General features: G+C 47.7%; 22 protein-coding genes and 1 tRNA gene. 12 read left to right on the plus strand and 11 right to left on the minus strand.

Annotated elements, in window-relative coordinates; genetic code table 11:
- The first annotated feature begins 240 nt into the window (after positions 1-240).
- From MLAB_RS08130 to MLAB_RS08165, 8 genes are read left to right on the plus strand one after another with little or no spacing between them, the layout of a single operon-like run.
- The gene (locus MLAB_RS08130) at positions 241-2,676 is read left to right on the plus strand and encodes a hypothetical protein (protein WP_011833902.1); all 2,436 of its coding nucleotides are present in this window, start codon (positions 241-243) and stop codon (positions 2,674-2,676) included.
- The gene (locus MLAB_RS08135; RefSeq protein ID WP_011833903.1) at positions 2,677-4,413 is read left to right on the plus strand and encodes a hypothetical protein; all 1,737 of its coding nucleotides are present in this window, start codon (positions 2,677-2,679) and stop codon (positions 4,411-4,413) included.
- Positions 4,413-6,164 (plus strand): type II/IV secretion system ATPase subunit, encoded by a 1,752-nt coding sequence (locus MLAB_RS08140; RefSeq protein ID WP_011833904.1) that lies wholly within the window; start codon positions 4,413-4,415, stop codon positions 6,162-6,164. The genes MLAB_RS08135 and MLAB_RS08140 overlap by 1 nt, the downstream gene beginning before the upstream one ends.
- A gap of 9 nt (positions 6,165-6,173) precedes the next feature.
- A complete protein-coding gene (locus tag MLAB_RS08145; RefSeq protein WP_011833905.1) occupies positions 6,174-7,979 on the plus strand; it encodes a type II secretion system F family protein in 1,806 nt (601 codons plus the stop codon).
- 9 nt (positions 7,980-7,988) lie between these two features.
- Positions 7,989-8,414: a type IV pilin N-terminal domain-containing protein gene (locus MLAB_RS08150; RefSeq protein WP_011833906.1), complete on the plus strand. Its 426-nt coding sequence runs from the start codon at positions 7,989-7,991 to the stop codon at positions 8,412-8,414.
- Positions 8,411-9,214, plus strand: a complete 804-nt coding sequence (locus MLAB_RS08155) for a hypothetical protein (protein ID WP_011833907.1) — start codon at positions 8,411-8,413, stop codon at positions 9,212-9,214. The genes MLAB_RS08150 and MLAB_RS08155 overlap by 4 nt, the downstream gene beginning before the upstream one ends.
- A complete protein-coding gene (locus tag MLAB_RS08160; protein WP_011833908.1) occupies positions 9,211-9,693 on the plus strand; it encodes a type IV pilin N-terminal domain-containing protein in 483 nt (160 codons plus the stop codon). The genes MLAB_RS08155 and MLAB_RS08160 overlap by 4 nt, the downstream gene beginning before the upstream one ends.
- Positions 9,690-10,151, plus strand: a complete 462-nt coding sequence (locus tag MLAB_RS08165; protein ID WP_011833909.1) for a type IV pilin — start codon at positions 9,690-9,692, stop codon at positions 10,149-10,151. Before MLAB_RS08160 ends, MLAB_RS08165 begins: the two co-directional genes overlap by 4 nt.
- 195 nt (positions 10,152-10,346) lie before the next feature.
- Here the strand turns inward: MLAB_RS08165 and MLAB_RS08170 are convergent.
- A tRNA-Val gene (locus MLAB_RS08170) sits at positions 10,347-10,420 on the minus strand.
- A 94-nt stretch (positions 10,421-10,514) separates the two neighbouring features.
- Entirely contained in the window at positions 10,515-12,098 is a 1,584-nt protein-coding gene (serA, locus tag MLAB_RS08175) for a phosphoglycerate dehydrogenase (RefSeq protein WP_011833910.1), read from the minus strand.
- Between the two features lie 207 nt (positions 12,099-12,305).
- Here serA and ppsA point away from each other — a divergent pair, with 207 nt between their 5' ends.
- Both ppsA and mfnA read left to right on the plus strand, forming a co-directional pair.
- A complete protein-coding gene (ppsA, locus tag MLAB_RS08180; RefSeq protein WP_011833911.1) occupies positions 12,306-14,582 on the plus strand; it encodes a phosphoenolpyruvate synthase in 2,277 nt (758 codons plus the stop codon).
- 27 nt (positions 14,583-14,609) lie between these two features.
- Positions 14,610-15,707, plus strand: a complete 1,098-nt coding sequence (gene mfnA / locus MLAB_RS08185) for a tyrosine decarboxylase MfnA (protein ID WP_011833912.1) — start codon at positions 14,610-14,612, stop codon at positions 15,705-15,707.
- Between the two features lie 441 nt (positions 15,708-16,148).
- Here mfnA and MLAB_RS08190 read toward each other — a convergent pair whose 3' ends face one another.
- From MLAB_RS08190 to MLAB_RS08205, 4 genes are read right to left on the minus strand one after another with little or no spacing between them, the layout of a single operon-like run.
- A complete protein-coding gene (locus MLAB_RS08190; protein ID WP_011833913.1) occupies positions 16,149-16,838 on the minus strand; it encodes a zinc/iron-chelating domain-containing protein in 690 nt (229 codons plus the stop codon).
- Positions 16,839-17,465, minus strand: coding sequence for an ABC-2 transporter permease (locus tag MLAB_RS08195; protein ID WP_011833914.1), 627 nt, complete (start codon positions 17,463-17,465; stop codon positions 16,839-16,841). It lies immediately after the preceding gene.
- On the minus strand, positions 17,462-18,322 hold the full coding sequence (locus MLAB_RS08200) for an ABC transporter ATP-binding protein (RefSeq protein ID WP_011833915.1): 861 nt from the start codon (positions 18,320-18,322) through the stop codon (positions 17,462-17,464). The genes MLAB_RS08195 and MLAB_RS08200 overlap by 4 nt, the downstream gene beginning before the upstream one ends.
- A gap of 2 nt (positions 18,323-18,324) precedes the next feature.
- A complete protein-coding gene (locus MLAB_RS08205; RefSeq protein ID WP_011833916.1) occupies positions 18,325-18,699 on the minus strand; it encodes a GntR family transcriptional regulator in 375 nt (124 codons plus the stop codon).
- A 396-nt stretch (positions 18,700-19,095) separates the two neighbouring features.
- Here MLAB_RS08205 and eif1A point away from each other — a divergent pair, with 396 nt between their 5' ends.
- Both eif1A and MLAB_RS08215 read left to right on the plus strand, forming a co-directional pair.
- A complete protein-coding gene (gene eif1A / locus MLAB_RS09655) occupies positions 19,096-19,413 on the plus strand; it encodes a translation initiation factor eIF-1A (protein WP_011833917.1) in 318 nt (105 codons plus the stop codon).
- Between the two features lie 13 nt (positions 19,414-19,426).
- Complete coding sequence (locus tag MLAB_RS08215; RefSeq protein WP_011833918.1) at positions 19,427-19,888, plus strand: FmdE family protein; 462 nt, start codon at positions 19,427-19,429, stop codon at positions 19,886-19,888.
- On the opposite strand, the gene MLAB_RS08220 is transcribed toward MLAB_RS08215, so the two are convergent.
- The 5 genes from MLAB_RS08220 to mtrA (MLAB_RS08240) all read right to left on the minus strand — a co-directional run bounded on the left by MLAB_RS08220 (position 19,885) and on the right by mtrA (MLAB_RS08240) (position 24,856).
- Positions 19,885-22,035: a tetratricopeptide repeat protein gene (locus MLAB_RS08220; protein WP_011833919.1), complete on the minus strand. Its 2,151-nt coding sequence runs from the start codon at positions 22,033-22,035 to the stop codon at positions 19,885-19,887. The two genes, MLAB_RS08215 and MLAB_RS08220, sit on opposite strands and share 4 nt — an antisense overlap.
- A gap of 110 nt (positions 22,036-22,145) precedes the next feature.
- Positions 22,146-23,165, minus strand: a complete 1,020-nt coding sequence (gene mtrH, locus MLAB_RS08225; RefSeq protein WP_011833920.1) for a tetrahydromethanopterin S-methyltransferase subunit H — start codon at positions 23,163-23,165, stop codon at positions 22,146-22,148.
- Positions 23,166-23,177: 12 nt separating this feature from the next.
- Positions 23,178-23,918, minus strand: a complete 741-nt coding sequence (gene mtrA, locus MLAB_RS08230) for a tetrahydromethanopterin S-methyltransferase subunit A (RefSeq protein ID WP_011833921.1) — start codon at positions 23,916-23,918, stop codon at positions 23,178-23,180.
- Positions 23,919-23,928: 10 nt separating this feature from the next.
- Positions 23,929-24,117, minus strand: a complete 189-nt coding sequence (locus tag MLAB_RS08235; protein WP_011833922.1) for a tetrahydromethanopterin S-methyltransferase subunit F — start codon at positions 24,115-24,117, stop codon at positions 23,929-23,931.
- 1 nt (position 24,118) lies between these two features.
- A complete protein-coding gene (mtrA, locus tag MLAB_RS08240) occupies positions 24,119-24,856 on the minus strand; it encodes a tetrahydromethanopterin S-methyltransferase subunit A (RefSeq protein ID WP_011833923.1) in 738 nt (245 codons plus the stop codon).
- Position 24,857 lies beyond the last annotated feature (1 nt).

Below are 24,857 nucleotides of genomic sequence, written 5' to 3' on the forward strand. Positions count from 1 at the left end.
ATAATTTTTTGCAGACACATATTAGATGAAAAACAATATAAATAAATTGCAAATCAGGATTTAAACCAGATATGATGATTTAATATGTATATCATATGCGATTTCAGATATGCAAAGCACACCTAACGTGCAAATACTTAATAAAATAAAATTCACAATAAATGGTGCAAACTTAAATTAATTTGCTTTGTGTGTTTTGATGCAGGTCATATGCATCTTTACATCGGAGGCAGGAGGTAAATGTCAGTGAATACGAAAAATATTATTTCAATTATACTCCTTGCAGTAATCATATTTTGCCTGTTTACCGGAACGGTATCGGCAAGATATGCAACTGCATCGGGCGAAAATGCAGGCATAAATCTAAGTGATACGGTGTATCGAGGAGAGAATAATCTGGATTTTTCAGCATTTTCAAGCGGAGGTTATACTGTTGACTACCTTCAGCATGTAACTGACGGAGATCAGATTGCCCTCATAAATCAGATCGCTTCAGTTGGACAAACACAGGCTCCGGGAACATATGGGGCATGGAATAATTCCGCTGGCAGACTCGGATATACAGTATGCACTATCGCGGAACTTAATCTTGGGAAAATTGCGGTAACGCCTTATGCAACTACCGTTACCGACTCGAATCCGAACTCGATCTCAAAAGCTGCTCAAGTTGTCTTTTATATTTCCGGAAGTAATCTCCACCCGGACCAACTAAATGGAAACTGGAATGGATTCACTATCACAAATACCCAGACGGGGGTTCAGACGCAGGAGATTACAAATATCGGGGGCAGCACTCAGTCACTCAGGAATGTACCCGATCCGACCGATAAAACCAATGCGAATTATGCATTTAAACTGGTTGACCAATCCCTGATCCCTGCCGGCGACTCAACACCGGTCACGATCTCATTTAACATAGAGTTGAACGGTCTTTCAACACAAAAAACACACATTCAATACTCCTTTACTGCAGTACAAAGTACGTTCAGTCTTACCGGAGCAAATATTGCTGCAGGCAACACCGGCACGGCTGTATTGACCGGCATCCCCTTTACTGCATATTCTGTTGTTCTTTCTGAAACCAGAAGCGACGCACCTTATTTCAATCCTGCAGAGGGTGTAGTCATCATTGATGCTCATACAATTACCGCGACACCGGGATGGAACGGGACTATGTCCCTTCCAATAACGGTACCTGCCAATGCATCGGCCGGCAATTATCCGATAACTGCCTCGGGATCGGGTACAGTAAAAAGTGCATCAATTACTGTTGCTGCAACCACCATTTCGCTGATATTTGATGCTCCGCCAAGTGATGCCGTATCTGGTCTCTTTGCAGAAGGCGATTACATCAAACTTTCCGGCACGGTAAAAGGTGCACTATCCAATGTTGATATTTATTTCTATATAACCGGACCAAACCTTCCTGAAAATGGTGCGAGCCTGACTGGAACACCCGTCGTTGACGGAGACCCGTCAACATTCACCATATTCACCTACAATATAGTGCTTAATTTATGGGAGGGAGGGTGGATCACCAGCGGATTCGAACCAGGAACCTACACGATACATGCCAATCTCCAACCCTACGGATACATAGAAAGCAGCACACCGAAGGGGAAGGGATACAGCAGTGATATTTCCCACGATTATGTGATAAGTGACCAGAGCATTCACGCAAAATCCGACGAGACCAACAGCGGCTACTTTGCCCAGGGCGATCATGTCCGCTATAATATTTCTGCGAGAGGGAGTCCGGGAACAAAGGGAGGTATGTATGGTGACGTCCGCTGGTACATCATTGGATCAAACTTCAGATATGCGGATATGAAATCAAAGTATCTGCTTATCGAAGACACCTCAATGTTCGGACTTTTTGCCCCTCAGGGAACAACGAGTTTTGAATACAACCGGTCGTTTTCCTATGATCTCGGTCCGGGAACATACTATCTTATCCTCCAGCATCCCGGTCCAAACGCTGTATTTGACGTAACGCCGGATATAACCGGAGGATCTTTCAGTGTAATTAACACAGCCTGGGGCAGCAGTGCCAATCTTGGAACACAGCAGTCTGATAATGCTGCATATACCTTAACAAATGCGATCTCTGATGCCAAATCTGATGATCTGTATGTTATCACGGAATTTACTATTGAAAAACCAAGGATCGAAATAACCCAATTGGGAAACACCCCCATTGGGACCACCATAACAATTCAAGGAACCACGAATTACTACACCGATGACACCTTCAGTCTGAAGATCCAGAGACTTGATTTTGAAAATCCGGACAACAACATAGCAATGATGGTTCCAACTGAACGGGTAAAACCGTCATCTGTATCACCCTATGCAAAGTATATGTCTCGTCCCTTCTCGTTTGGTGAAATTGATACGTCAACCTGGTTCCCGGGAACCTATGAAGCAAAAGTCACCAACATCGACACCGGCGTTACAACCGCCATGACGTTTACCGTTGGAGGAGAATCGGAAGTTGACTCAACGGTTACCGGTGAAACATACGATCCAGCCCTAACCACCCAGCAGACACCGGAACCGGTGCAGACAAATCTGCCGGTTTCAACACCTATCCCTACCCAGACGAAATCATCCGGCTTTATTTACGTTGTCCCGGCAATTTTTGCGGGACTTATCCCCTATCTCAGGAGGAAGTGAATGGCATCCATACAGCTTAGCAAAAAAACATTCCAGAATCTGATCATTGGAATGGGAATTGTTATATTAATAACGGTTGCCGCCATCATATTTTTTGGAAACGGAGGATTTTCCCAATTTACACCGGAACAACACGCAGATAATCCGGAAAACATAACGGAACAGACCGGACCCTGGGGAATGAAAACCTTTGAATGGGAGTACAACGGTAATGAAAACATCGTAACAGTGCTGGTAACCAAAGATGCATACAACATGTACAACACCGACTTCGGAGGGACAGATATCCCGAATGATTTGAGCAACTATATCATCATCTCAGGAGACGGGGGTTGTATTGCCGATACAGCACGGCAGTTTTCCAATATTGCAGTGAATAACGCATATGACAGCGAAGAAACGATAAATCTCGTGCTTTCATTTGTTAAGTCTCTCTCTTACCAGACGGACAGCGAAACAGGACATTCATCGAAGTATCCCCGGGCACCGGCAGTTACCCTTGCAGATGAAACAGGTGATTCCGAAGATCTGTCTATTCTGGCATCGGCTCTTTTAGAAGAGATGGGATACGCATCGGCACTTTTGTATTACCCGCTGAAATATGACCGCCTCACAATAATTCCGGATGCAACAGCCCTTGGACTGATTGGAACAGACCCGGAAAACGGAATGATCTACGGAGTAAACACGACGTATCCTAAACAGACAGTCAGTGTCAGCGCTGAAAAAACGTCCACATATCCACTATACGGAGTTACTAACGCAGTAAATCCATCCGGCAAAGATACCGAAGGATGGTATGCAGGGAATGGAACCTGGAATATAGATAATCTGTCCGGATCACTTGGATATGCACTCTATGTTCCGTCATCCAATTCCTTCTCGGCAGAATTCACGCCTGACTTCCCAAAAAACATCGGCGCCAACGAAAAAATTACCTACACGATAGAAAATGCTTCGTGGACCGTGCCGGTAAAAACAGTTTGGATTGCAGATACCGCCTCGAAAGGGACACCGGTCTCTGCGTATAATTCACAGACACCGGTCGTTATTCAGACCGACATACTCTGGAGCATGAACTCATGCGACTCTTCACATAAAGACCAACTTGACCTCGGATTACTCCTTGATCTGGACCTGTCAACAGAATTTCCAACAACAGACTCAACTCTTACCGGGGGAAAATTCTGGGCGGCAGGCCATCCGGTTTACTCGCCGATCTATGTCTCGGAAATGAATGCCGACTATTACCTGGGGATCGAACAGCAGAAAAATGCACAGAAATATCTGGAAAGCACGTGGTATCCGTCAGGCATCTCATGGGATGTCCTCTACGACAAATGGAAACTCTATGAACATTTCCTGACAGTAAAAGGAACTCCGGGAACGTTGTATACCCCGGCAGGGACAGCAGAGCAGGTAATCGAAACACCCTGGAGAATAACCTACACTATCGACGGAATATATGATCAGAACGTTCTTGATACGGATATGGACTATATGACGCCGTATGCCGATCTGAACATCGCAGTCTATAAAATCGGCGATGACGGCAGTATTTCATTAGTTGAAATTACCGGATGGCAGGGACACGCAAATGCCGATACATATGATACAAGCAGAATGTATCCGCCGGGACATTATGCGATAGGCATATTTTCCCGAAATGTATATGCCTCGGTTGTAATCGAATTCTCAGGCAAAAACGAAAATACGGCATATGCGGGAGGAATCTGATGCGTCTTCCCTCATTCAAAAAAACGGATGAAACAACTACCGTACTTTCTGTGACGAAAGATGATGAGTCCGCAGTTATCAAAGAGATCTTCTCGGAAAATATGACGAGTTCAGCAGAAAAAAACCAAGCCCCCATGAACATAAAGAAAGAGGGAAAAAAACCATCTGCACGTTTGAAGAAGACAAAAAACCACAAAAAATCTGCCGAAGCGAAAGAAACCACCTTCAGCATCAAATCTCTTCTGTCTGGAAAACCTGAACAAAAGACCGTCTTTGAAGAGCCGCCGCAGGTTCTCCACCTGCCGCCGTTTGAAACTGAATTTGAAATCCTCGACAGATACTGGCTCACCCCGCCGTATGCATATGCCAACATTTACCGTGATGAATACGACAATGTCCATTACCAGATGGTAGAGCCGAAACTCAATGAAAAAGAACTCGTTGTCTTAGAGGAAACGTTCGAACATCTCAGGAGCATGCTTGTCTACGACACGGTGCGAAAACGCGGTGAGCTTGAACTTGACCCGTACCTTCTTAGGGAAGTCATAACCAACTTTGACCCGGACATAACGCCGGAAAGGCGCGACACGCTCATTTATTATCTCAACAGAAACTTTCTGGGATACGGCAAACTCGACCCCCTTATGCATGATGAAAAAATCGAAGATATCACCTGTAATGGTGCAGACATTCCTATCTTCCTCTATCACAGAAGATTTGCCAACGTTGAAACCGACATTCTTTTTGACTCGACCGAACTGAACAAATACGTTTTGAAACTTGCTCAGAGAGGAGACAAACAGCTGTCCTTAACATCGCCGATCATTGATGCAGCGCTGCCGGAAGGTTCGCGTGTCCAGTTGACCTACTCTGACATCATTTCGTCCAAAGGAAGTTCCTTTACCGTCAGAAAATTCAAAGCCGAACCAATGACCCCGGCGGATCTCGTCGTCTCGAATACCTACAGCAGTGAACTCATGGCACACCTCTGGCTCGCTGTAGAAAACAGAAAAAGTATGATTATTGCCGGCGGAACGGCCAGTGGTAAAACCTCGACGATGAATGCAGCGTCGTTTTTTATTCCGGCGGTTGCCAAAATCGTCTCAATCGAAGATACCCGGGAAATTCAGCTGCCCCATGTCAACTGGCTCCCGATGAAAACGCGTGAGAGTGCCGCAAATATTTCCGGTGTTGGAAACGTCAGTATGTTCTCCCTGTTAAAAGCTGCACTTAGACAAAGACCTGAGTACATCATTGTCGGAGAGGTCAGGGGCGAAGAAGCCCAGACATTATTTCAGGCAATGAACACCGGACATACAACCTACTCAACCCTGCATGCCGGAAACGTCAAAGAGGCGATTAACCGGCTCGTAAATGATCCAATTAATGTGCCCGCGGCAATGTTTGGCGCACTTAATCTTGTCGTCATTCAAAGTCTGCTCTACGGAGAAGGAAAAGGGTTCAGGCGCTGTTTATCCTTAAACGAGATCATGGTCAATGATGATACAATTGCATGGACACCCCTGTTTCAGTGGAACCACACAACGGACCGGTTTGATAAAGTTTATACCCGTTCCGCAGTTTTCGACAGCATTGCCTATCAGAACGGCTGGACCGATGAACAGATGCAGGAGAGAATCAACAGCAAAATACAAGCTCTCGATGAGATGGCGGCTTCGGGAAAAACCAACCCGGATGCAGTGGAAAAAGCAATAATTGAGACGATTCTGCGCGAACGAAAGCAATCCTGAGAGTTGAACATGAGACAGAATCCCGATATACTCGATAAAATCCTTTTCAACACAAAACTGGAAAATGCCCTGCGTTCGGCACACATTACCGTTCCTGTAGACCAGTACATGATGCTTACGATACTGGTAACCGTATTTACCGGCATTATGACTGCGCTAATTGGGGTCCTCATAACGGTTATGGGCATTACAATTCCCGTCATCTCCTTTTTGCCGGTATGGATACTGATTATCATCAGCTGTATACTTATTCCAATCGGCGTCTTCATCTGCTTTTATTATTACCCGGTTCTGGAGGCACAGGGCAGGAAAAATAAAATCGAACAGGATCTTCCCTTTGCAATAACCTACATGCAGGCCTTGTCCTCGACAATCACCCTGTATGAGATTTTTCGAAGCGTGTATGAAGCGGCTGACCTTTACGGAGAAGTTTCACGGGAATGCGGACTCATTGTAAGAGATGTAGAGCTTTTCGGCGAAGATCTGCTGACGGCAATAGAAAACACCATCAAAATAACGCCGTCGGAAAATTTCCGTGAATTATTGAATGATCTTGCCCTTGTCTACCGGAGCGGCGGGAATATGAGGAACTTCTTCAACTCCAAATCAGAGTCCTACCGTGAAATTGCCAGACAGCAGCTGGATGCTCTCTTACAGTTTTTGGAAATGATTGCAGAGGTCTATGTTACGGCATTTGTCGCAGGCCCGATTGCCATTATGATTATGCTTGTTGCCCAGAACCTTTCGGGTCAGAATACCATGGGAAATATTATGCCGATCATGATGGTTTTCCTGCCGCTTGGCGCAGTAATACTGATTGTGATCCTGTATATTCTCCTGCCGCCGGACAACCTTGGAATTGCCAGCAGGGAAATCAGAGACAGTGAATATGGACCAGACCTTCTAGAATCAGGGACTAATACTGAGCCGGATGCCGAGTTCATCAAACAGATCAACGCAAGAAAAAATATCATAAAATATCTCAATATCCTAAGGCACCCAATTAAATTTTTCATCTCGGATTATACAATCCCCGGGATCATCGGTGTGCTGCTTGCATCACTGGTCGGCGTATCCTGGATTACCGGAACCTTTGCAAAAATATTTCCGTCAATGACAATGGAAGTTCTCGTTTGCATCATCATTATCGCAGCTTCCCTTCCGCTGATGATGGCGTATGAGATCAGAAGACGCTATGTAACCAAAGTGGAAAAACAGCTTCCGGAATTCTTGCGGGAGATTGCCGATATGCGTGATATCGGCATGACACTGCAGGGAGCCATATCAATGATCTCCGGAAATAAAACCGGCGTTCTTTCATCGGAAATCAAAATCGTAACAAAGGAGTTATCATACGGGGCGCATCTTTCAAACGCTTTAGTCAGGATGGAAGAACGTATCGGTCTTGTTTCGGTAAAAAGAGCAATTTCGTTATTAGTGAAAGCAAGTGAGGTTACAGATTACGTCAGGGAGATCTTAACGATCGCCATCTCTGATCTGGAACATTATGTAAAGATGAAAAGCAAGCGTCTGAATGTCTCGTTTGTCTATCTTGCGGTCATTTACCTCTCATTTGGAATTTATCTCTACTCGGCATATCAGATGAACGTTGCATTTATCTCAAGTTTCACGTCTTTTGACATAACCTTCGACCTGACGTCAAACAAAACTGACATGTTTAACATCGGAATCATTCTGGCATTTTTCTCAGGAATCATGGCAGGACAGATGTCGTCAAACAGTGTTCTCTGCGGACTCAAACATTCGATTATCATGCTTATTGCAACGATCATAACATTTGTATATATTATCTAGGTGAAATCCATGGAATTAACTGAAAAAGATGAGGGAATCACATCGGTCGCCGGAGAGATGCTGATTCTGGCGCTGATACTCATACTGGTGTCCCTGTTTGCTGTGTCAGCATTTAATCTGTTGCCGGGCGAACGCGAGACGGTTGTTGATGTTTCGATGAATACATCAGCCGACACACTTTATTTCTGGCACAAAGGAGGGGACTGGGTTGAAGGAAAAGACCTTACCGCAGTTTTAACCCCGACCAACGGCGGAGAGAAAATTGTTCTTGAGAAGATTTCCCTCACCGACTGTTTTGGAAATGAGTCTTCAGTTTTTGATCTGGGTGGGTGTTATGCAGTCGACCTCTCGACAGTTCCGTCCGAAAGCTACAGTTTACGGCTGACAACGGCAGAAAATGTCATTTATGCAAAAGACGGGTTGGTGATTTCATGAAAAAAACACAGGAAGAAGCGGTTTCAACGGTAATTGCTATGATGCTGATTCTGGCAATTCTTTCAACCTGCATAGCGGTGTATACGACAACCTACGTTCCCGGACTAAAACAACAATCTGAAATTATCCACAGCGAGGATGTAAAACTCGTCTTTGACAGATTTGCATCGGATGTAGATAATATGTACAGTCTTGGAAAACCAGCGCAGTTTACCGAGACATTTGCACTTGGAGGAGGGAATATTCTTCTCTCGCCGGTAAAATCGAGTGGAACCGTTGAGGCAGAAAATTACGTAATCGGAACGCTCATAATTCCGGGAAAACCCGATTATACAATAACACAGGTGAATCTCACATACGCTCCGTCATTTACTTCCTGGGAAAAACAGGGATATGCTTATGAAAACGGTGTTGTATGGATCACCAAAGATACCAAAAGAACACCGGCATCCCAGACGATACTAACAATAGAAGAAGGAATCTCCAGAGAAGAAAGCATTATAGGAGATAGGATTTCCGGGAAATACATCACCATAGCAACCGACGGAAACAACAATGCCACGGTAACGATACCAAAGATGAGCATTACTGAGAAAAACAGTATGACCGGCAGCGGGAATGCAAACATTCTGATGAATGCGTCAATTACGCCGATTGCAGACATACAGCTTGCAGCAGGAGAATGTATCGAAATTTTCGACACAAACAGCACTTCGGTTTTCAGATATCCCGAAGTACCGAGTTCGAGTAATATGAATCTGAGCGTCAGATGGCTGAATATAACGGTGAGTGCAGAATGAAAAATGATGGAGTTTCCCCTGTTGTCGGGATAATGCTTTTACTTTCGATGACAATTATCGCAGCCGGCGTTCTTGCAGCATTTGCAGGAGGGATCGGGTCAGTTTCAGAACCAACACCTTCGGTAGATCTCTCAGTATCGTCATACGGCTCGGGAGACAATCTCAGACTGCTGTTTGAACAGAAAAGCGGGAATGGATTGACACCTGCCGATATAAAAATTTCATTTTTGGTGAAAAATCCAGATAAAGATGATTATGGTGGTTCATTTATGCTTACTGAACTTACAGACGAGACGGCATGGACTGCCGGAGAGATACTCACGACGGAAAATATCACGAAAACTTCAGATATTTTAGGAATATCAGCTGATGAGTTAAAATTAGCTGCAAATGTATCCACCCCGGTTGAGATCAAAATCTATCATCTGCCGTCTTCTACAATCATTTATCAGTCAACTATCCTTTTGGAGGAAACATGAATTTCAAAAAAGAGAATGGGGTCTCAGAAGTTGTGGGAGTGCTGTTAATGCTCACCGTTACGATTCTGTTGGTCAGCAGTGTTGCTATCATCATGAATAATTCAGTCGAAACTACGGAAAAGCCCATTACGGCAAATGTTGTGGCAACCGATATCGATGACGGGAATGTTATTTTGGAACTTATTTCGGGAGACTCATTTTCTCTTGACATGATTAGTATCAAACTTGGTATTCGTGAGGAATCGGACAAATACATTATCCTTAAAGGTGATTCTTTCGAGTCTTATACAAACAGTAGGATCATTTCTCTTGGAGACAGGTTCAAAATACTTGGTGAAAATAACGGAACTACGATTAAAATAGAGAATTTCCTTGTATCCAAAGGTAAACATCTGATGTATACAATCTACGATTCAGAGGGAAAACCGATCTCGTCAGGGGAAATATTAGTTGCCTGAGTACAGGGGCAGCAGATACATTCCATCACGACCATCAGCAGGAACAAAATACTTTTGCCAATTTTTGATTTGAATAATTTAACTGCAAATCAGTTTTTGGCACTGATGACTGAGTGTGGAAAACTATAAATCCATTTTTTGATGATAAAGAAGAAAGAATGTAAGTATTACGTATTTTTAAAAACAAAAAAACAGTGGACCCGCTGAGATTCGAACTCAGGACCTCCGCCATGTCAAGGCGACGTCATAGCCAACTAGACCACGAGTCCAGGATTAAGCACCTGTGTGCCTTACTAGATTGTCACCGGACACATATAAATTTTTTTAACTTGTTCCGGAAAATGAAGGGGATATCCCCTGCATTTACAGCCGTACGAACTTTGCTGCAGTAATCCCGTCACTTGACGCGACTTCCTGCATAACTTCGGGCGAGACGATATCGTCAACTGCGAGGATCATCAGAGACTCGGAACCGACATTTCTGCCGCCGACCTGCATGCTGGAAATATTCACATTATGCTTGCCGAGGATCATGCCGACCGGACCGACAACGCCCGGACGGTTCACATGATCAGCAAGGATAACGTATCCGCTTGGGACAAGATCGGTCGCGTATTTGCCGATCGAAAGGATGCGGGGGCCTGCACGGGTTACGATACCGGAGATCGACTCGCTGCCCTTTTCCGTCTTGAACGTGAGCGTCACCAGAGACTTGTAATCGCCTGCTTCGCTCGAGGTCTTCTCGAAGATCGTAATACCGCGTCCCTGGGCGATGATCTCGGCATTGACGATGTTGGCCGGCTCATGAAGAACCTGCTCAAGCATACCTTTGATTCCAAGCCGGGTCACATACTTCAGATTCTGCTTAAGGTCGGCGATCTCACCGAGATAGGCAAACTCCACTTCCGTGATCGCACCGTCGGCGATCTGGGCAGCAAGGCTTCCCATCTTCTCGGCGAGAAGCGCATACGGATCGATCTTCGACTTGACTTCCGGCGTTACTAACGGTGCATTCACCGCACTCTTCGCAGAGCCGCCTTTCAGAACATCAATGCACTGGTGGGCAACGGAGATAGCCACATTCTTCTGGGCTTCGACCGTGCTTGCTCCAAGGTGCGGAGTAACGATCACCGAGTCAAGTTTCAGAAGAGGGGACTCCGTCGGCGGCTCGGTCTCGAATACATCAAGAGCGGCTCCGGCAACTTTCCCGGAGACGATCGCATCGTAGAGATCTTTCTCATCGATGATTCCGCCGCGGGCACAGTTGATCATCCGAACGCCGGTCTTCATCGTCGCGATGGATTCCTTGTTCACGAGATGGGTCGTTGACGGAATAAGGGGGGTGTGGACCGTGATGACATCCGCTTTCGTGAAGAGCTCGGCAACGCTCATCATTTCGACGCCCATTGCCGCTCCGACTTCTGCCGGAATGAACGGGTCGTAGGCGATGACCGTCATCTGAAGGGCCTGGGCACGCTTTGCAACTTCACGGCCGATACGTCCGAATCCGACAACGCCGAGGACCTTGCCGTTCATTTCGTTGCCCATGAATTTGGAGCGTTTCCACTCGCCCTTTTTCAGGGACGCGCTTGCCTGCGGGATATTTCTCGCCATTGCCATCATCATCGCGATCGTGTGTTCGGTCGCTGCGAGAGTGTTTCCCTCCGGCGCATTGGAAACAATGATGCCTTTTTTGGTCGCTGCTTCGCAGTCGATATTGTCGACTCCAACACCGGCACGGCCGATGTACTTCATTTTATCAGCCGCTTCGATGATCCTGGCAGTAACCTGGGTCCCCGAGCGAACGATCAACGCGTCATATTCACCGATGATTTTAACGAGTTCGTCTTCAGAGAGATCAGCTTTCTCATCGACTTCGCAAAAATCCTTTAATATAGCAATACCCTCTGCTGCAAGAGGATCAGATACCAGTACTTTGAAGCTCACGGATTATCGAGTACTTATTTGGTATTCACCCGTTTAGTATGTTTCTGTGCTGACCAAAAACCCCTCCTGCATGCGAAAAAAACACCGCCGATTTGCTGAAAACTGCCGGACAAAAATCCATATCTCCCATTGGACCGCTCCAACGCCAAAAGTAAGCCCCTCCAATAATCTATTATTGTTAAGAGAGTAATGATATAGTGAGTATCTATGGACAAATCACCCAATATTCTCTGGCTGACTGAAATCCGCAACACTGATATCCCCTCAGTTGGCGGGAAAGGCGCTTCCCTTGGGGAGATGACCCATGTCGGTCTGCCTGTCCCCCAGGCGTTTGTAGTTACAGCCCAAGCATTTCGCCGGTTCTTACAGCTGACAAAAATGGAAGAACCCATCTTTTCCATTCTCGAAAAACTCGACGTTGACGACAATGATGCACTCAACGCCACTTCCGACAAAGTTAAGGCAATGGTCAGCACGGCAAAAATGCCGGCAAAGATCAAAAATGAAATTCTTGACTCCTACAAAAAGATGGGAAATGAAACTGTTGTTGCCGTACGTTCGAGTGCAACGGCGGAAGACCTGCCGGATGCATCCTTTGCCGGTCAGCAGGACACCTATCTAAACATTCTCGGCGAGAAAGACTTGCTCGAAGCAGTCCAGAACTGCTGGGCATCGCTTTACACCGCCCGTGCAATATATTACCGTTCAAAGAATGGATTCGATGACCGCAGCGTGAATATCGCGGTCGTTGTCCAGCAGCTCGTTTTCTCAGAAAAAGCCGGTGTTATGTTCTCGTCCCACCCGGTCTCCGGTGCAAAAACCGTGATGATCGAAGCATCCTGGGGACTTGGCGAAGCAATCGTTTCCGGAACCGTCTCTCCCGACAACTATGTTTATGACAGAAAAGGCAGGAAGATCGTCCAGAAAACCATCGCTACCAAATCCGTAGAAATCATTCCGGACGGAAAGAAAGGCACCAAGGTTTCCGAAGTGCCGAAAGACCGGCAGGATGCCCAGGTCCTTTCCGAAAAAGATATCCTCAGACTTGCAGAGTTCGCAATAAAATCCGAAGAACACTACAAGAGTGCCCAGGATATGGAGTGGGGCATGGTCGGCGACACGATCTACATCCTCCAGTCACGCCCGATCACGACGATCCAGAAAAACAATTCCAAAACCAAGGCACCTGCCTCAGCGGCTTCCGGGACCATCATTCTTCAGGGATACGGAGCATCACCAGGTGTAGCTTCCGGAAAAGTCATCATCGTCAATGACGTGAAAGACACCTCCAGAGTCCAGGAGGGAGATGTGATGGTAGCGACCATGACGAATCCCGACATGGTCCCGGCAATGAAAAAAGTCGTGGGTATCATCACCGATGAAGGAGGAATGACCTGCCATGCAGCAATCGTTTCCCGCGAACTCGGCACCCCGGCGGTCGTTGGAACCAAACAGGCAACTTCCCTTCTGAAAGAGGGTCAGATCGTCACGATCGACGGCGAAAAAGGTCTCATTTACGATGGAAAACTTGCCGTGACCGAAGAGTGCGGAGCCTCGCCCAAAGGCCCGGCGATCGTCGCATCTCCGATCATCACCGCAACCTCGGTGAAGGTCAACGTCTCTATGCCCGAAGCCGCAGCCCGTGCTGCAGCTACCGGAGCAGATGGAGTAGGTCTCCTCAGAATCGAACACCTTATCATCGGCATGAACAAAACCCCTTCCTGGTATATCAAACACAATAAACAGGAACAGTTCATCACCGAACTGATGGACGGTATCAGAACGGTTCTCGATGCATTCCGCGGAAAATCGGTCTGGGTCAGAACCCTCGATTCGCCGACGGATGAGTTCCTCAATATGGAAGGCGGCGAAGACGAGCCCCACGAACACAACCCGATGCTCGGATTCCGCGGTATTCGCCGGGACCTTCGCCAGAAGGAGCAGCTCAGAATGCAGGCTGAATGTTTCCGCCGTCTCTGGGAAGCAGGCTACCATAACCTTGGTATCATGTTCCCCCTCGTTCAGCACCCGCGCGAGTTCCTCTCTGCAAAAGAAGCATTCCGCGGATGGGGTATCGATGTGGAAAACATGGATCTTGGTATCATGGTCGAGATCCCCGCATCGGCGATCATCATCGACGAGTTCATCAAAGCAGGCATCGACTTCTGTTCCTTTGGAACAAACGACCTCGTCCAGTACACGCTCGCGGTTGACCGGAACAATGGTCTGATCGGCGAGATGTACGAACCCGAACACCCGGCGGTCATGCGTCTGATCGCAAACTGTGTCGCTCAGTGCAGAGAAGCCGGTGTGGAGTGTTCCATCTGCGGTCAGGCAGGCTCCGATCCAAAGTTCGTCAAGTGGCTCGTAAACCAGGGAATCTCCAGCGTTTCGGCAAACATCGACGCCATCCAGAAGATCAGAGAGACCGTTGCAAAAACGGAAAAACAGATCCTGCTCAACGCGGCTCTGAAGAAAAACTAACCCCACAACTTTTCAGCGTGATTATTCATGGAGGAGAAAGGATGCAAAAGGGAGGAGGTCATCTCCCTCCTATCCGCATATCGGGCAGAGGATTTGCATCACGATCATATCCTCAGTTCGATGTGTACGATTCCGCACGAAATGGCGGTTTTCGTACATGGAATGTTTAGTGCAACGAATCTTGGCGATCCGGGACTTTTTCCGGGCACAACAAAAATCGAAGACCGGCTGGTTCATTCGCTTGGTGAACTCATGCATCATCCGGGAGCCGGAGGATATGCGACCTCGGGCGGGACCGAGTCGAATCTTCAGGCGATCCGTATCGCAAAAAAACTGAAGCCAGAGATCAAAAACCCCAACATTGTTGTTCCGGCATCGGCACACTTTTCATTCGACAAGACCTGCGACATTCTCGGACTTGAGATGCGGACGGTTCCTTACGGGAAAAATTACACCGTCGACTGCGATAAGATGGCCGAGATGGTCGATAAAAATACGATATCGGTTTCCGCGATCGCCGGAACGACCGAGTACGGTATGATCGACGATGTCGAGAGAATCGCAAAGATTGCCCTCGAAAACGATCTGTTCTTCCACGTTGATGCAGCGTTCGGCGGTATGGTGATCCCCTTCCTGCCAAATCCTGCACCATTCGACTTCGAAGTTCCTGGCGTCTCCTCGATCTCGCTCGATCCGCACAAGATGGGTATGAGCACGATCCCCTGCGGATGTCTGCTTCTCCGTGAACCGGAGCAGTTTGGAACGCTCAACGTCGATACTCCGTATCTGACCGTAAAGAAGGAATGCACCCTTGCCGGAACCAGACCGGGGGCGGATGTCGCGGGCGCCTATGCCGTCATCAAACTCCTCGGACGCGAAGGATTCCGTGCGGTCGTAGCCGGCTGTATGGAAAACACACGCCGTCTTATCGAAGGGATGGAGGCATTCGGTTACACCCGTGCCGTCGATCCGGTGATGAATGTCGCGACGTTCGAAGCAGGACCGGTGCCGAAGGGATGGATCGTCTCGCATACCCGTGCAGGCCATCTCAGATTTGTCGTGATGCCACACGTGACCCGCGACGTCATAGAGAATTTCCTCGCCGACGTCGCAAAAATCAACTAATTTTTTTAAGATACGTTACGCGATGCGGGCGTGGCCCCAATTCGGGAAGGGTATGGTTGGGTTTGGACACACGAGATAATTTAACCGCTAATCTCCGCTAATCTTCGCGAATCGCATTTTTCTTGCGCCGCCGTGCTCTGCTCCGGCTTATCGCCTACGCAGAATCGCACGCCGTCTGGAAAAGTGCTATATGAAAAACCGGCTTGCCGGTTTTTCTCTCCGAAACTTCTCTTTGTGTGTAATCGAAAAATAATGAAACAACAAAAAAATCCGCACGCGGATTTTTCAAACAGCATTTTTCAAGAGAGGGTGCGATTCTGCGTAGGCGATAAGCCGGAGCAGAGCACCCGGGCGTAAGGAAAATGCGATTGGCGTTTATTCGCGGAGATTCACGTTGGTTTTTTTCTTAGGTTTCCACACCCAACACCGCCTAAGTCTAATTTACAGTTCTTCTTTTACGAGATTCGATCCGTCCCAGACAAACACCGTCGCTTTTCCTGATTTCAGAAATGCACGGACACGAAGATCGTGATCCTTTCTCACGAACCGGATACCTTCGTCGGAAAACTTCTGCAGGACCGCTTTGTGGAAAGCGATCTCCTGTTCCAGAAATGCAGTCTCATACGAAATTGTCTCCCGGGCAATTTCTGTACACTCCTCATCAGAGATGATACAGTCATACTCTCCGTGTTCATCGAGACCGGAGATCTGCCGCCAGTCGATTTTACCCCTGGAATCCGGTTCGCGGTGAAGCATATACGGATACACCCGGCAGATGGCAAACCGCTGATCATAGATTTTGCATCGTCGATTTTCATCCAGAAACACGCAGTCTCCGTTCTCCCGTGTTTTGAGAGCATAGCCCGACACATAGAAGTTCCCGGAAGGATCCGAGTAGGGAAAATCGGGTGCCGGGATCATTGACTCCGGCGAAAACGTTTTCAGACGGCGGGTGTCCTCAGCAAGAAGAAACACATGACCGTTGAACGCTTTTGTGCAGCATTTCCCGCAGCAGGTACAGGAAAAACCGATCTCTTTGATGATTCGCTCCAGATCCTCTTTTGGATACTTTTTGAGAAGGACAAGCTCCTCCTCCAACTCCTTGAGATTCTGCATCGGTGAAGCTGCCATTCAAAACTCCTTTTTCTCATAAAGCCTGACCGACACGAAGTACGAAGCGATGAATGCCGCAACCGAGCCCACCGCCGTGATCAGAATATAGATGAGAAGGTTCCCGGTGAGCGATTCTCCAAAGAGCGCAAACCAGCCGACCAGAAGGATCCCGATGACGGCCATCAGAACAAACATCATATATCTGGCTTTTTCCGAACCGAATTTGTAGAGAAGCGGAAACAGAAGCGAACCGTAGAATAAGCCGAGAGAACCGACGAGAACGATGAACCAGAACGGGGTCGCCGTTTCCGGCGTCAGATAATACGAAACACCGGCAATGATTCCCGAAATCACGATCGCGACGCAGAAGAATATGATCGTCATCAGATACTTGGACGTAACGATATCCTTTCTCGTGACCGGCAGCGTTAAGGCGTATCTGTCCCACTTCGCCATATCATCCATCGTGAGGGACGTCATCGGAAGGAGAGCGGCAAAGATCATTAGCAGGAAGTACACGGTCATGGTGTTTCCCATCGGAATGAAAACGATCCCGAAGATAAGAAACATAAAGACCAGGGTCTTGGTCATTGGGCGAAGGTTCAGCAGATCCTTCAGCAGAAGGCCGGAAAGAAATTGTTTCATACGGTTTTCCCCCTTGCATAAAACACCATAACCGATTCCGTCGAAACAGGATCTACGATCATATCCGGGTGCCGTGAAATGAAGTTCATTTTGTCTTTGATCAGCACCTCACAGCCAAACTGATTCTTTCGGTAGGTGATAAATGATGTTTTGTCAAGGGCACCAAACTCCTCGAGACTGCATTTCAGAATACCCAGATCTTCCAGGATCTCGTCTTTGGATTTGGAAAGCACGATCTTTCCCTCATGGATAAAGGTAAGGTAATCGGCGATTTTGTCGAGATCGCTTGTGATGTGCGAGGAAAGAAGGATCGAGTGCTCCTCATCCTGAATAAATTCAAGGAAGATATCCAGTATCTCTTCACGGATGACCGGATCGAGTCCGCTGGTCGGTTCATCAAGGATCAGCAGATCCGGGTGATGGGAAAGAGCCGCTGCGATCCCAAGCTTCATTTTCATGCCCCGGGAGTACTCTTTGATCTTTTTCTTTTCCGGGAGATCAAACTGTTTGAGATATTTGATATAGAGTGGATCATCCCAATCCGCATAGATTTTCCCAAGGATCTTCGCCACATCAAGCGCGGTGAGCGTGTCGTGAAAACTGCATTCATCGAAGACGACACCGATCCGGTTCTTGATCTCCTTTTCGTGATCCGCAAGATCCAGCCCGAACAGTTTTACTGAGCCGCTGGTTTTTTTGGCGATCCCAAGCATCGTTTTTATTGTTGTTGTTTTTCCGGCTCCGTTTTCCCCGATAAATCCCATTATGCTTCCTTTAGGCAGACAAAATGAAACGTTCTGCAGGGAGAAGTCGGGATATTCCTTACATAATTCATGCACACAAATTGCGTCAGACATTCTTATTCTCCTTCATAGATGATCTCAAGCATTTCCATAAGTTCCTGTTTACCAATGCCGAAACTTTTCGCCGCATCAACTGCCTTTTGCAGATGTTCTTCTGCGAGGCGGAGTTGTTGTTCTCTGATCAGTTCGGTATTTTTTTTGGCGACGAAACTTCCCTTTCCAGGCACAGTTTCAATGAATCCGTCCCGTTCCAAATCGGTGTACGCCCGTTTCGTGGTGATCACGCTGATCCTCAGCTCTTTTGCAAGAAGACGCATACTTGGCAGAGATGACTCAGGCATAAGCTCTCCGCTGATGATCATGGATTTGATCTGCGTTGTTATCTGCTCATAGATCGGCTTTTCACTCGAATTGCTGATAAGGATCTTCACCTGTTCGTACCTTGTTTAATGTGTATATCGTATATACACATTAAGCTTTCCACCGGTCGAATGCAAAGTATCGCAGTATCCATCCGATCTAACACCAAACTACAAAGATATCCCACAATGAAAGAGATCTAGTTTATTCTCCACCCCCCATTCTTATTGGGTGAGAAATCATAGCGGGCCAATAGTACAGTTTTCACAAACCAGAGTATTATCAAGCCATGAAAAAATATGCCTCCGACCCCAGATACATCGCAGAGATACGGCAGTATCGCTGGAATATCTGGCATTTACATATAAACCAACTCCAAAAACTGGATCTTAGTCAGAGACGGTCCAAGTCCGTAGTGTTTATCAAGTTTCAGACCCTATAATAAAGTACTATAGGGGAAATATGACTTGGGAAGAATAGAGAACGACAATCAGGACGTATCAGATGACGGCAGCATTATTCGTGTAAAACTGCCGAATAAACGTATACGAGAACAATTTGCACAGGCAGAACTGATGCTTGGATCAAACCACATCAGAGTACGATGCTCAGACGGCGTAACGCGCCTTGGGCGCATTAAGGGTAAAATCAAGAAACGGGTTTGGATTCGTGAAGGTGATATCCTTATTGTTGTTCCCTGGGATTTCCAGGATGATAAATGCGATATTATCTATCGATACACTACCCCTCAGGTAGACTGGCTTCGCGCCCACAAATATCTCTAACATTTTTTTGCTTATGGTAGATATTCCAGATTTTGATTCAGTAGCCAAAGCACATGGCCATATTTGTCCAGGTATTGCGCTTGGCTACAAGATGGCAGTGATCGCGGCGGAATGGGCAGGCAGCGAAACGCACATCACCGTGCTTTCGCACACAACACGCTGTCCACTTGATGCACTCAGATACACATTCGATCTGAAAAATCACCCGGAACGGCTGGTAATCGAAAACACGAACACCGGCAGTTATGTTTTGGAAAAAACGGATGGAAGCAAACTCTTCATTGACGAACTCCCGGATACAAAACTCACGAGTAGCGAACTTCATCTTCTGAAAGGAAAAGAGGCGGCAAATACCGCGACCCCGGAAGAGAAAGACCGTCTGACCGTGATCAGACAGGAGATGGTTCGGATCATGCAGGAAACGCCGAACGAAAAGCTGTTCACTGTTCGCGCAGTGGATGCAAAAAAGGTTTAATTTCTATATTTTAAGACATCTTCAACGGAAACGGCGTCCCATGCCTCTTTTTTAAAGCCAGACGGCGATTTTTCCGAGTAGAGAGCTGCCGCTGCAGGCAGTCCTGCTGCGTCATTGAGAGTAAAAAGCCGGTCGGCCGTTTCATCGACCGGATGAGCGATCACTGCCAAAACGGCTTTACGCATATCCTGATAAGTGGTGTTGACTGGATGATGTCTGATAGCATTTTCAAGTGCTGCCAAAGCCTCCGGATATTTTGCCTGACAGATGCATGCCTTGGCAAGACCCGCCCATGCTGCCGGGAACCGTTCGTTCATTTTCAATGCAGATAGATACGCTTCCGACGATGCATCATAATTGCCGGTTTCATACTCCAGTAGCCCGATCTCTGAAAATATTCGGGCACGAACCGGAGTGGAGGGGTTGGCGCGAAGAGCAAGACGGAACATCTGACGTGCTTCGTCCGACATTCCAAGGGAGATATAACAATCCCCAATACCGGAACATACCAGCGCCTTTTCGTCATCACGGGTCGAGCGGTCAGTGAGAATATCGCTGACCAGCATTCGGTCTTCGCGGGAAAGCATTGTCAGAACCGGGTTGACAACCGGCAGGATATCAGCACCGGCTTTCCATGCCTCCGTGACTGCTGTGTGAAGTTCGCGGGCCGCGATATGTACCGGCGTATCTCCCATAATCATGACCATGACTTTTTCTGCAGGCGTGCTGGCATACTCTTTTGCTTCAGTGTATAAACCTGCAGCGACGGCCGCCTGGAACTTTTTTGCGGAGGAGTTTTCACCGCTCACTGCATCCGATCTGTTATACCAGAACAAAGCACAGACGGGATCGAAGCCGAAATAGGCGGCATCCCCTCTTGCAGCCAGAATCTCCGCCTGTTCTCGGATATCTTTTTCCCGAAGAACGGAATCGTCGGGTTTTCCATCAAAGTCCAGTGCCAGATTCATCTCGGAGATCCGGGACATCGCTCTGGAAAAGAACGGTTCCTCGGCGCCTTCTTCTGCTATGATGCGTTCTAGGTAGGCGTACTCATCGAGATAATTGTATTTTTTTCTGGCGGACGAAGCGAGATCGAAGTATAGCCTCACCCGGTCGTCAGGGGAGAGTTCTTCTGCGATCGACGCAATACGGATGTAATAATCCCGCATATCCTCCCCCAGATCATCTCCAACTTCGCAGAGATTTTTCAACCCAACCGCGGTCTCGTAGGGACCTTCGTTTCTCGCGAGAAGGAAGGCGCTTTTATAGGATTCGAAGGCATAGTCGAAGTCGCCGAACTCGGACAGAATAGCGCCCATGAGTTCAAAGGCCGGTTTTTCGACCGGTGTCTGCGGGAAAGCAAGCGTGATGTTTGCGTACAGATCAAGAGCGGCATCATGATTTCCTGAAGCATACAGCCAGTTTGCCGTGGATAATGCAGGACCCGGCTTCTCAAGGGTCAGCAGGGGGGCCGCAAACTTTGCCCATTCATCGGGCGTTGTCCTTGGCATATTCAGCCAGATGATCTTTTCTTCACGGGTCAGTGTGGAGAACCAGGCTCCGGCAACGCAGATGATGATATCGTAAATGATCTCAGGCGGGAGCGTTTCGGCACCCCCAAGTACGGCAGCATATTCATCGAGAGGAAATGCATGCCAGAACGGCCGACGGCCGACGCCGAAATACATATCCGGGTTTTCGATTTCTTCCACGGTCAGGCGGCGGGTTTGAAACTGCCACCAGCTCTCCGGGTACTGACTTCCATACGCGGAAACGATCTCTGCAGCCTTGTTTGTGCCGGATATCTGAGAACGAAGAAGAGCAGCGATAGCGATTTTCCGATTCACGTCAGCGTTATTTACTGCGGAACTATACTCTGACTTCAGCCATTCATCAAGTGGAAGAGGAGCGTATTCTTCGTCTGATACTTCTTTGAAAAGGCTGAGGAGAAGGAATCGGTCTGATTCGTGTCCGAGAATTGCCGAGAGAACTCTTGCATGAAATCCGCCATCGACACTCATTCGATGCAGAAACAGATTGGACAAAACAATTTCTTCACCTGATTCCTTTGCGGATGCATCACCTGCAAACAATGTCAGATAATCGCAGAAGTACTGCTGTGTTAGGTTCCCCTCACGGACACGCATAATTACCAGTGTTTAGTCGTCAGTCTATGTATTTCTTCTGATGCGAAAAGGAACTGACAAAAATAGTGTAAAACGTTTGAGGGGAAAGGTCCCCTCTCCTGTTTTTAATTTTATACGAGTTTGTTGATCGGACCGTCTTCAACACCGATGGTTCCACCGAAGTCTCTGAAAGCTTCGGCAAGAACGATATCGGAGAATGCTGTTGCAGTTGCGGCACCTTCCATGTTCTCGATTGGGCCGTACATGATTAAGTCTGCACCAAGGGTCATTGCCATAATGTTACAGCCGATATCCGGTGAAGACCATGCAGCCTGACGGACGCCTTCGATGCCGCCGTAGTGGTGGTGGAACATCTGCTCTGCAAGGAGCGGCTTGTCTGCGTACTGCTCGTGGATGTTCTTTCTCCAGCGTTTCAGCCAGGTCCAGGACACAGTCATGTTGTGGTATGCACCACCGGTAGGCATACCGTGGATTGCCTTGCATGCAAGGATTTCACGGTAGGAACCGAATGAGCCGAGACCAAGGGGAGTTGCTGCAGTGTCGAGAATCGGGCGGGTGATACCGCATTCTTCTGCGATCTGAAGCATACCTTTTGCCTGACCTGCAACACCACCGTCGACGAGTGCTTTCTCACGTCCGGCAACGGATGAGTCACCTGGGTTGAATGCCAGAACGATTGCGGAGTTCACATCGGACTCTGCAAGTGCCTGAACGTTCTCCGGAAGGATTGAACCGTTGATCGAGTTGTAGATAGCGCGGTCTGCAAGACCGACTTCCGTAACGTATTTCGTTGCGTGGACAAGTGCTGCAGGAGCAGAGGAGTCCATCAGGAATGCGGTCTTGTTGTCGATACTGTCGAACCAGGAGAAGTATGACTCGAAAGCCTCGCCGTGTTCTGCGAGAATCTGGAGGAAGTACTTGTTGCCGGTAATGTCAGAAAGTTCCTGACAGCGGTTCCAGAGTGCTTCTGCTTTTGCTTTGTCAATCTCACCGGTGTGATCGTTTAAAACGATCTCGTGTTTGTTGTAGAAGATGGAGGGTGAAAGCACACGCGGATACTCTCCGGGCTGTCCACCGATCTTCGTTCCATTAAAGTCAAAGACCTGCTGTTCTTTTTCAAACTTGAACATATTGGCACCTCATTACATGAATAATAACCCTGACATCCAGTAAATGATTACCAGGAAGGCAATGATACCTGCTACAAGTCCGTAGAGGATACCGATGTCACGGCCAATTTTTCTTCCGACACGCATCGCAATTTCTGCGTCCGTGAACTCAATCTTTTGCTCGATTGCATCAAGACGTTTCTCGATCTCGAGGAACTGGGGGTTGGCGCTTGCAACCGTTGCACCGCCTTCTGCTCCGCCGGCATCATCAGTTAACTGAATGACGATGGGGTCAGCAGCGAATGCTCCAGGATCACGTCCCTTGAGCTCGTTGATCTTTGCGGAGATCTGACCCATGTCTTCGGTCTCCATGATGTTAACGAGTTCAATCTGTTCCTGGAAACGTTTGATGTGTTCTGCCGTCAAGTTCTCAAGGAACGGAATAGCACCGGTAGAACCGACGATCTTTCCGCCTTCAACTCCATTCTTGTGCATTGCTTCGATGGACTGACCGGAAAGGTGACCCTTAACTTCAGTACCACAAAGCAGAACAAACCGGATGTTTGGGTTTGAAATGACGTTTGCAACAACTTTCTCAATACCGAGGTTTTCAGTCTTACAGGAACCTGCAAGAGCTGCACCTGCGGCACAGATTCCGGCTTCATCAAGGTGGGAACCCATGGTGATTACAGCGACTGGGCTGTTTGCATCACCGGTGTGGTAATCTCCCTGAATGATCGGCCATCCATTTGCTGGTGATTTTTTATCTGCCATTTTTTTCACCTCAGAGTAACACCAGCACTGGTACAAGAATCAGAACGAGAGCAAGAACGAGACCTGCGGCAAATCCAACAAGACCTGAGCTCGAGATTGCGGAGTCGACCTTGTTTGTTCTGGCAAGAATCTGGCCCTTGTATCTGATATTATCCACCATCTTGTCGATGGCGGCCATTCTAATAATCGAACCTGCCATTTTAGATCACCTGAACACCGATAAGTGCACCAAGAATAACCAGAGAGACGATCAAACCGATCATGAGACCTTCGATCTTGCCTCCGTAGAGACCGGATGCGAATCTGTTACGGTAACCGATATCAGTGACCATCATCTGGATCGCTTTGATGCGGGCGGTAATTAAGGCCATTTCACCGGTCAAAGGTTCTTCTTCGCCGGATTCAGCACCTGCTCCACCGCTGCTGTCATCATCGGATAACTGGATGACAACCGGGTCTGCACCGAATGCTCCGGGATCCCGTGCCTTGAGCTCGTTGATTTTTGCTGCAATGACATTGAGATCTTCGGTTTCCATGATGTTGATAAGTTCAACCTGTTCCTGGAAACGTTTGATATCGGAATCGCCAAGGTTTTCAAGGAACGGAATTGCTCCGGTAGAACCAACGATCTTTCCGCCTTCAACACCATTTTTGTGCATTGCTTCGATAGACTGACCTGAAAGGTGACCTTTCACTTCAGTACCGCAAAGCAGAACGAAACGGATGTTCGGATTTGAAATGACGTTTGCAACGATCTTTTCGATACCGAGGTTTTCAGTCTTACAGGATCCTGCAAGAGCTGCACCTGCAACACAGATGGCGGTCTCGTCAAGGTGTGAACCCATGGTTATGACAGCAACAGGGCTGTTTGCATCACCGGTGTGGTAATCACCCTGAATGATCGGCCATCCGCCTGCCGGGGATTTCTTGTCTACCATT

Source organism: Methanocorpusculum labreanum Z, assembly GCF_000015765.1.
Classification (GTDB): domain Archaea; phylum Halobacteriota; class Methanomicrobia; order Methanomicrobiales; family Methanocorpusculaceae; genus Methanocorpusculum; species Methanocorpusculum labreanum.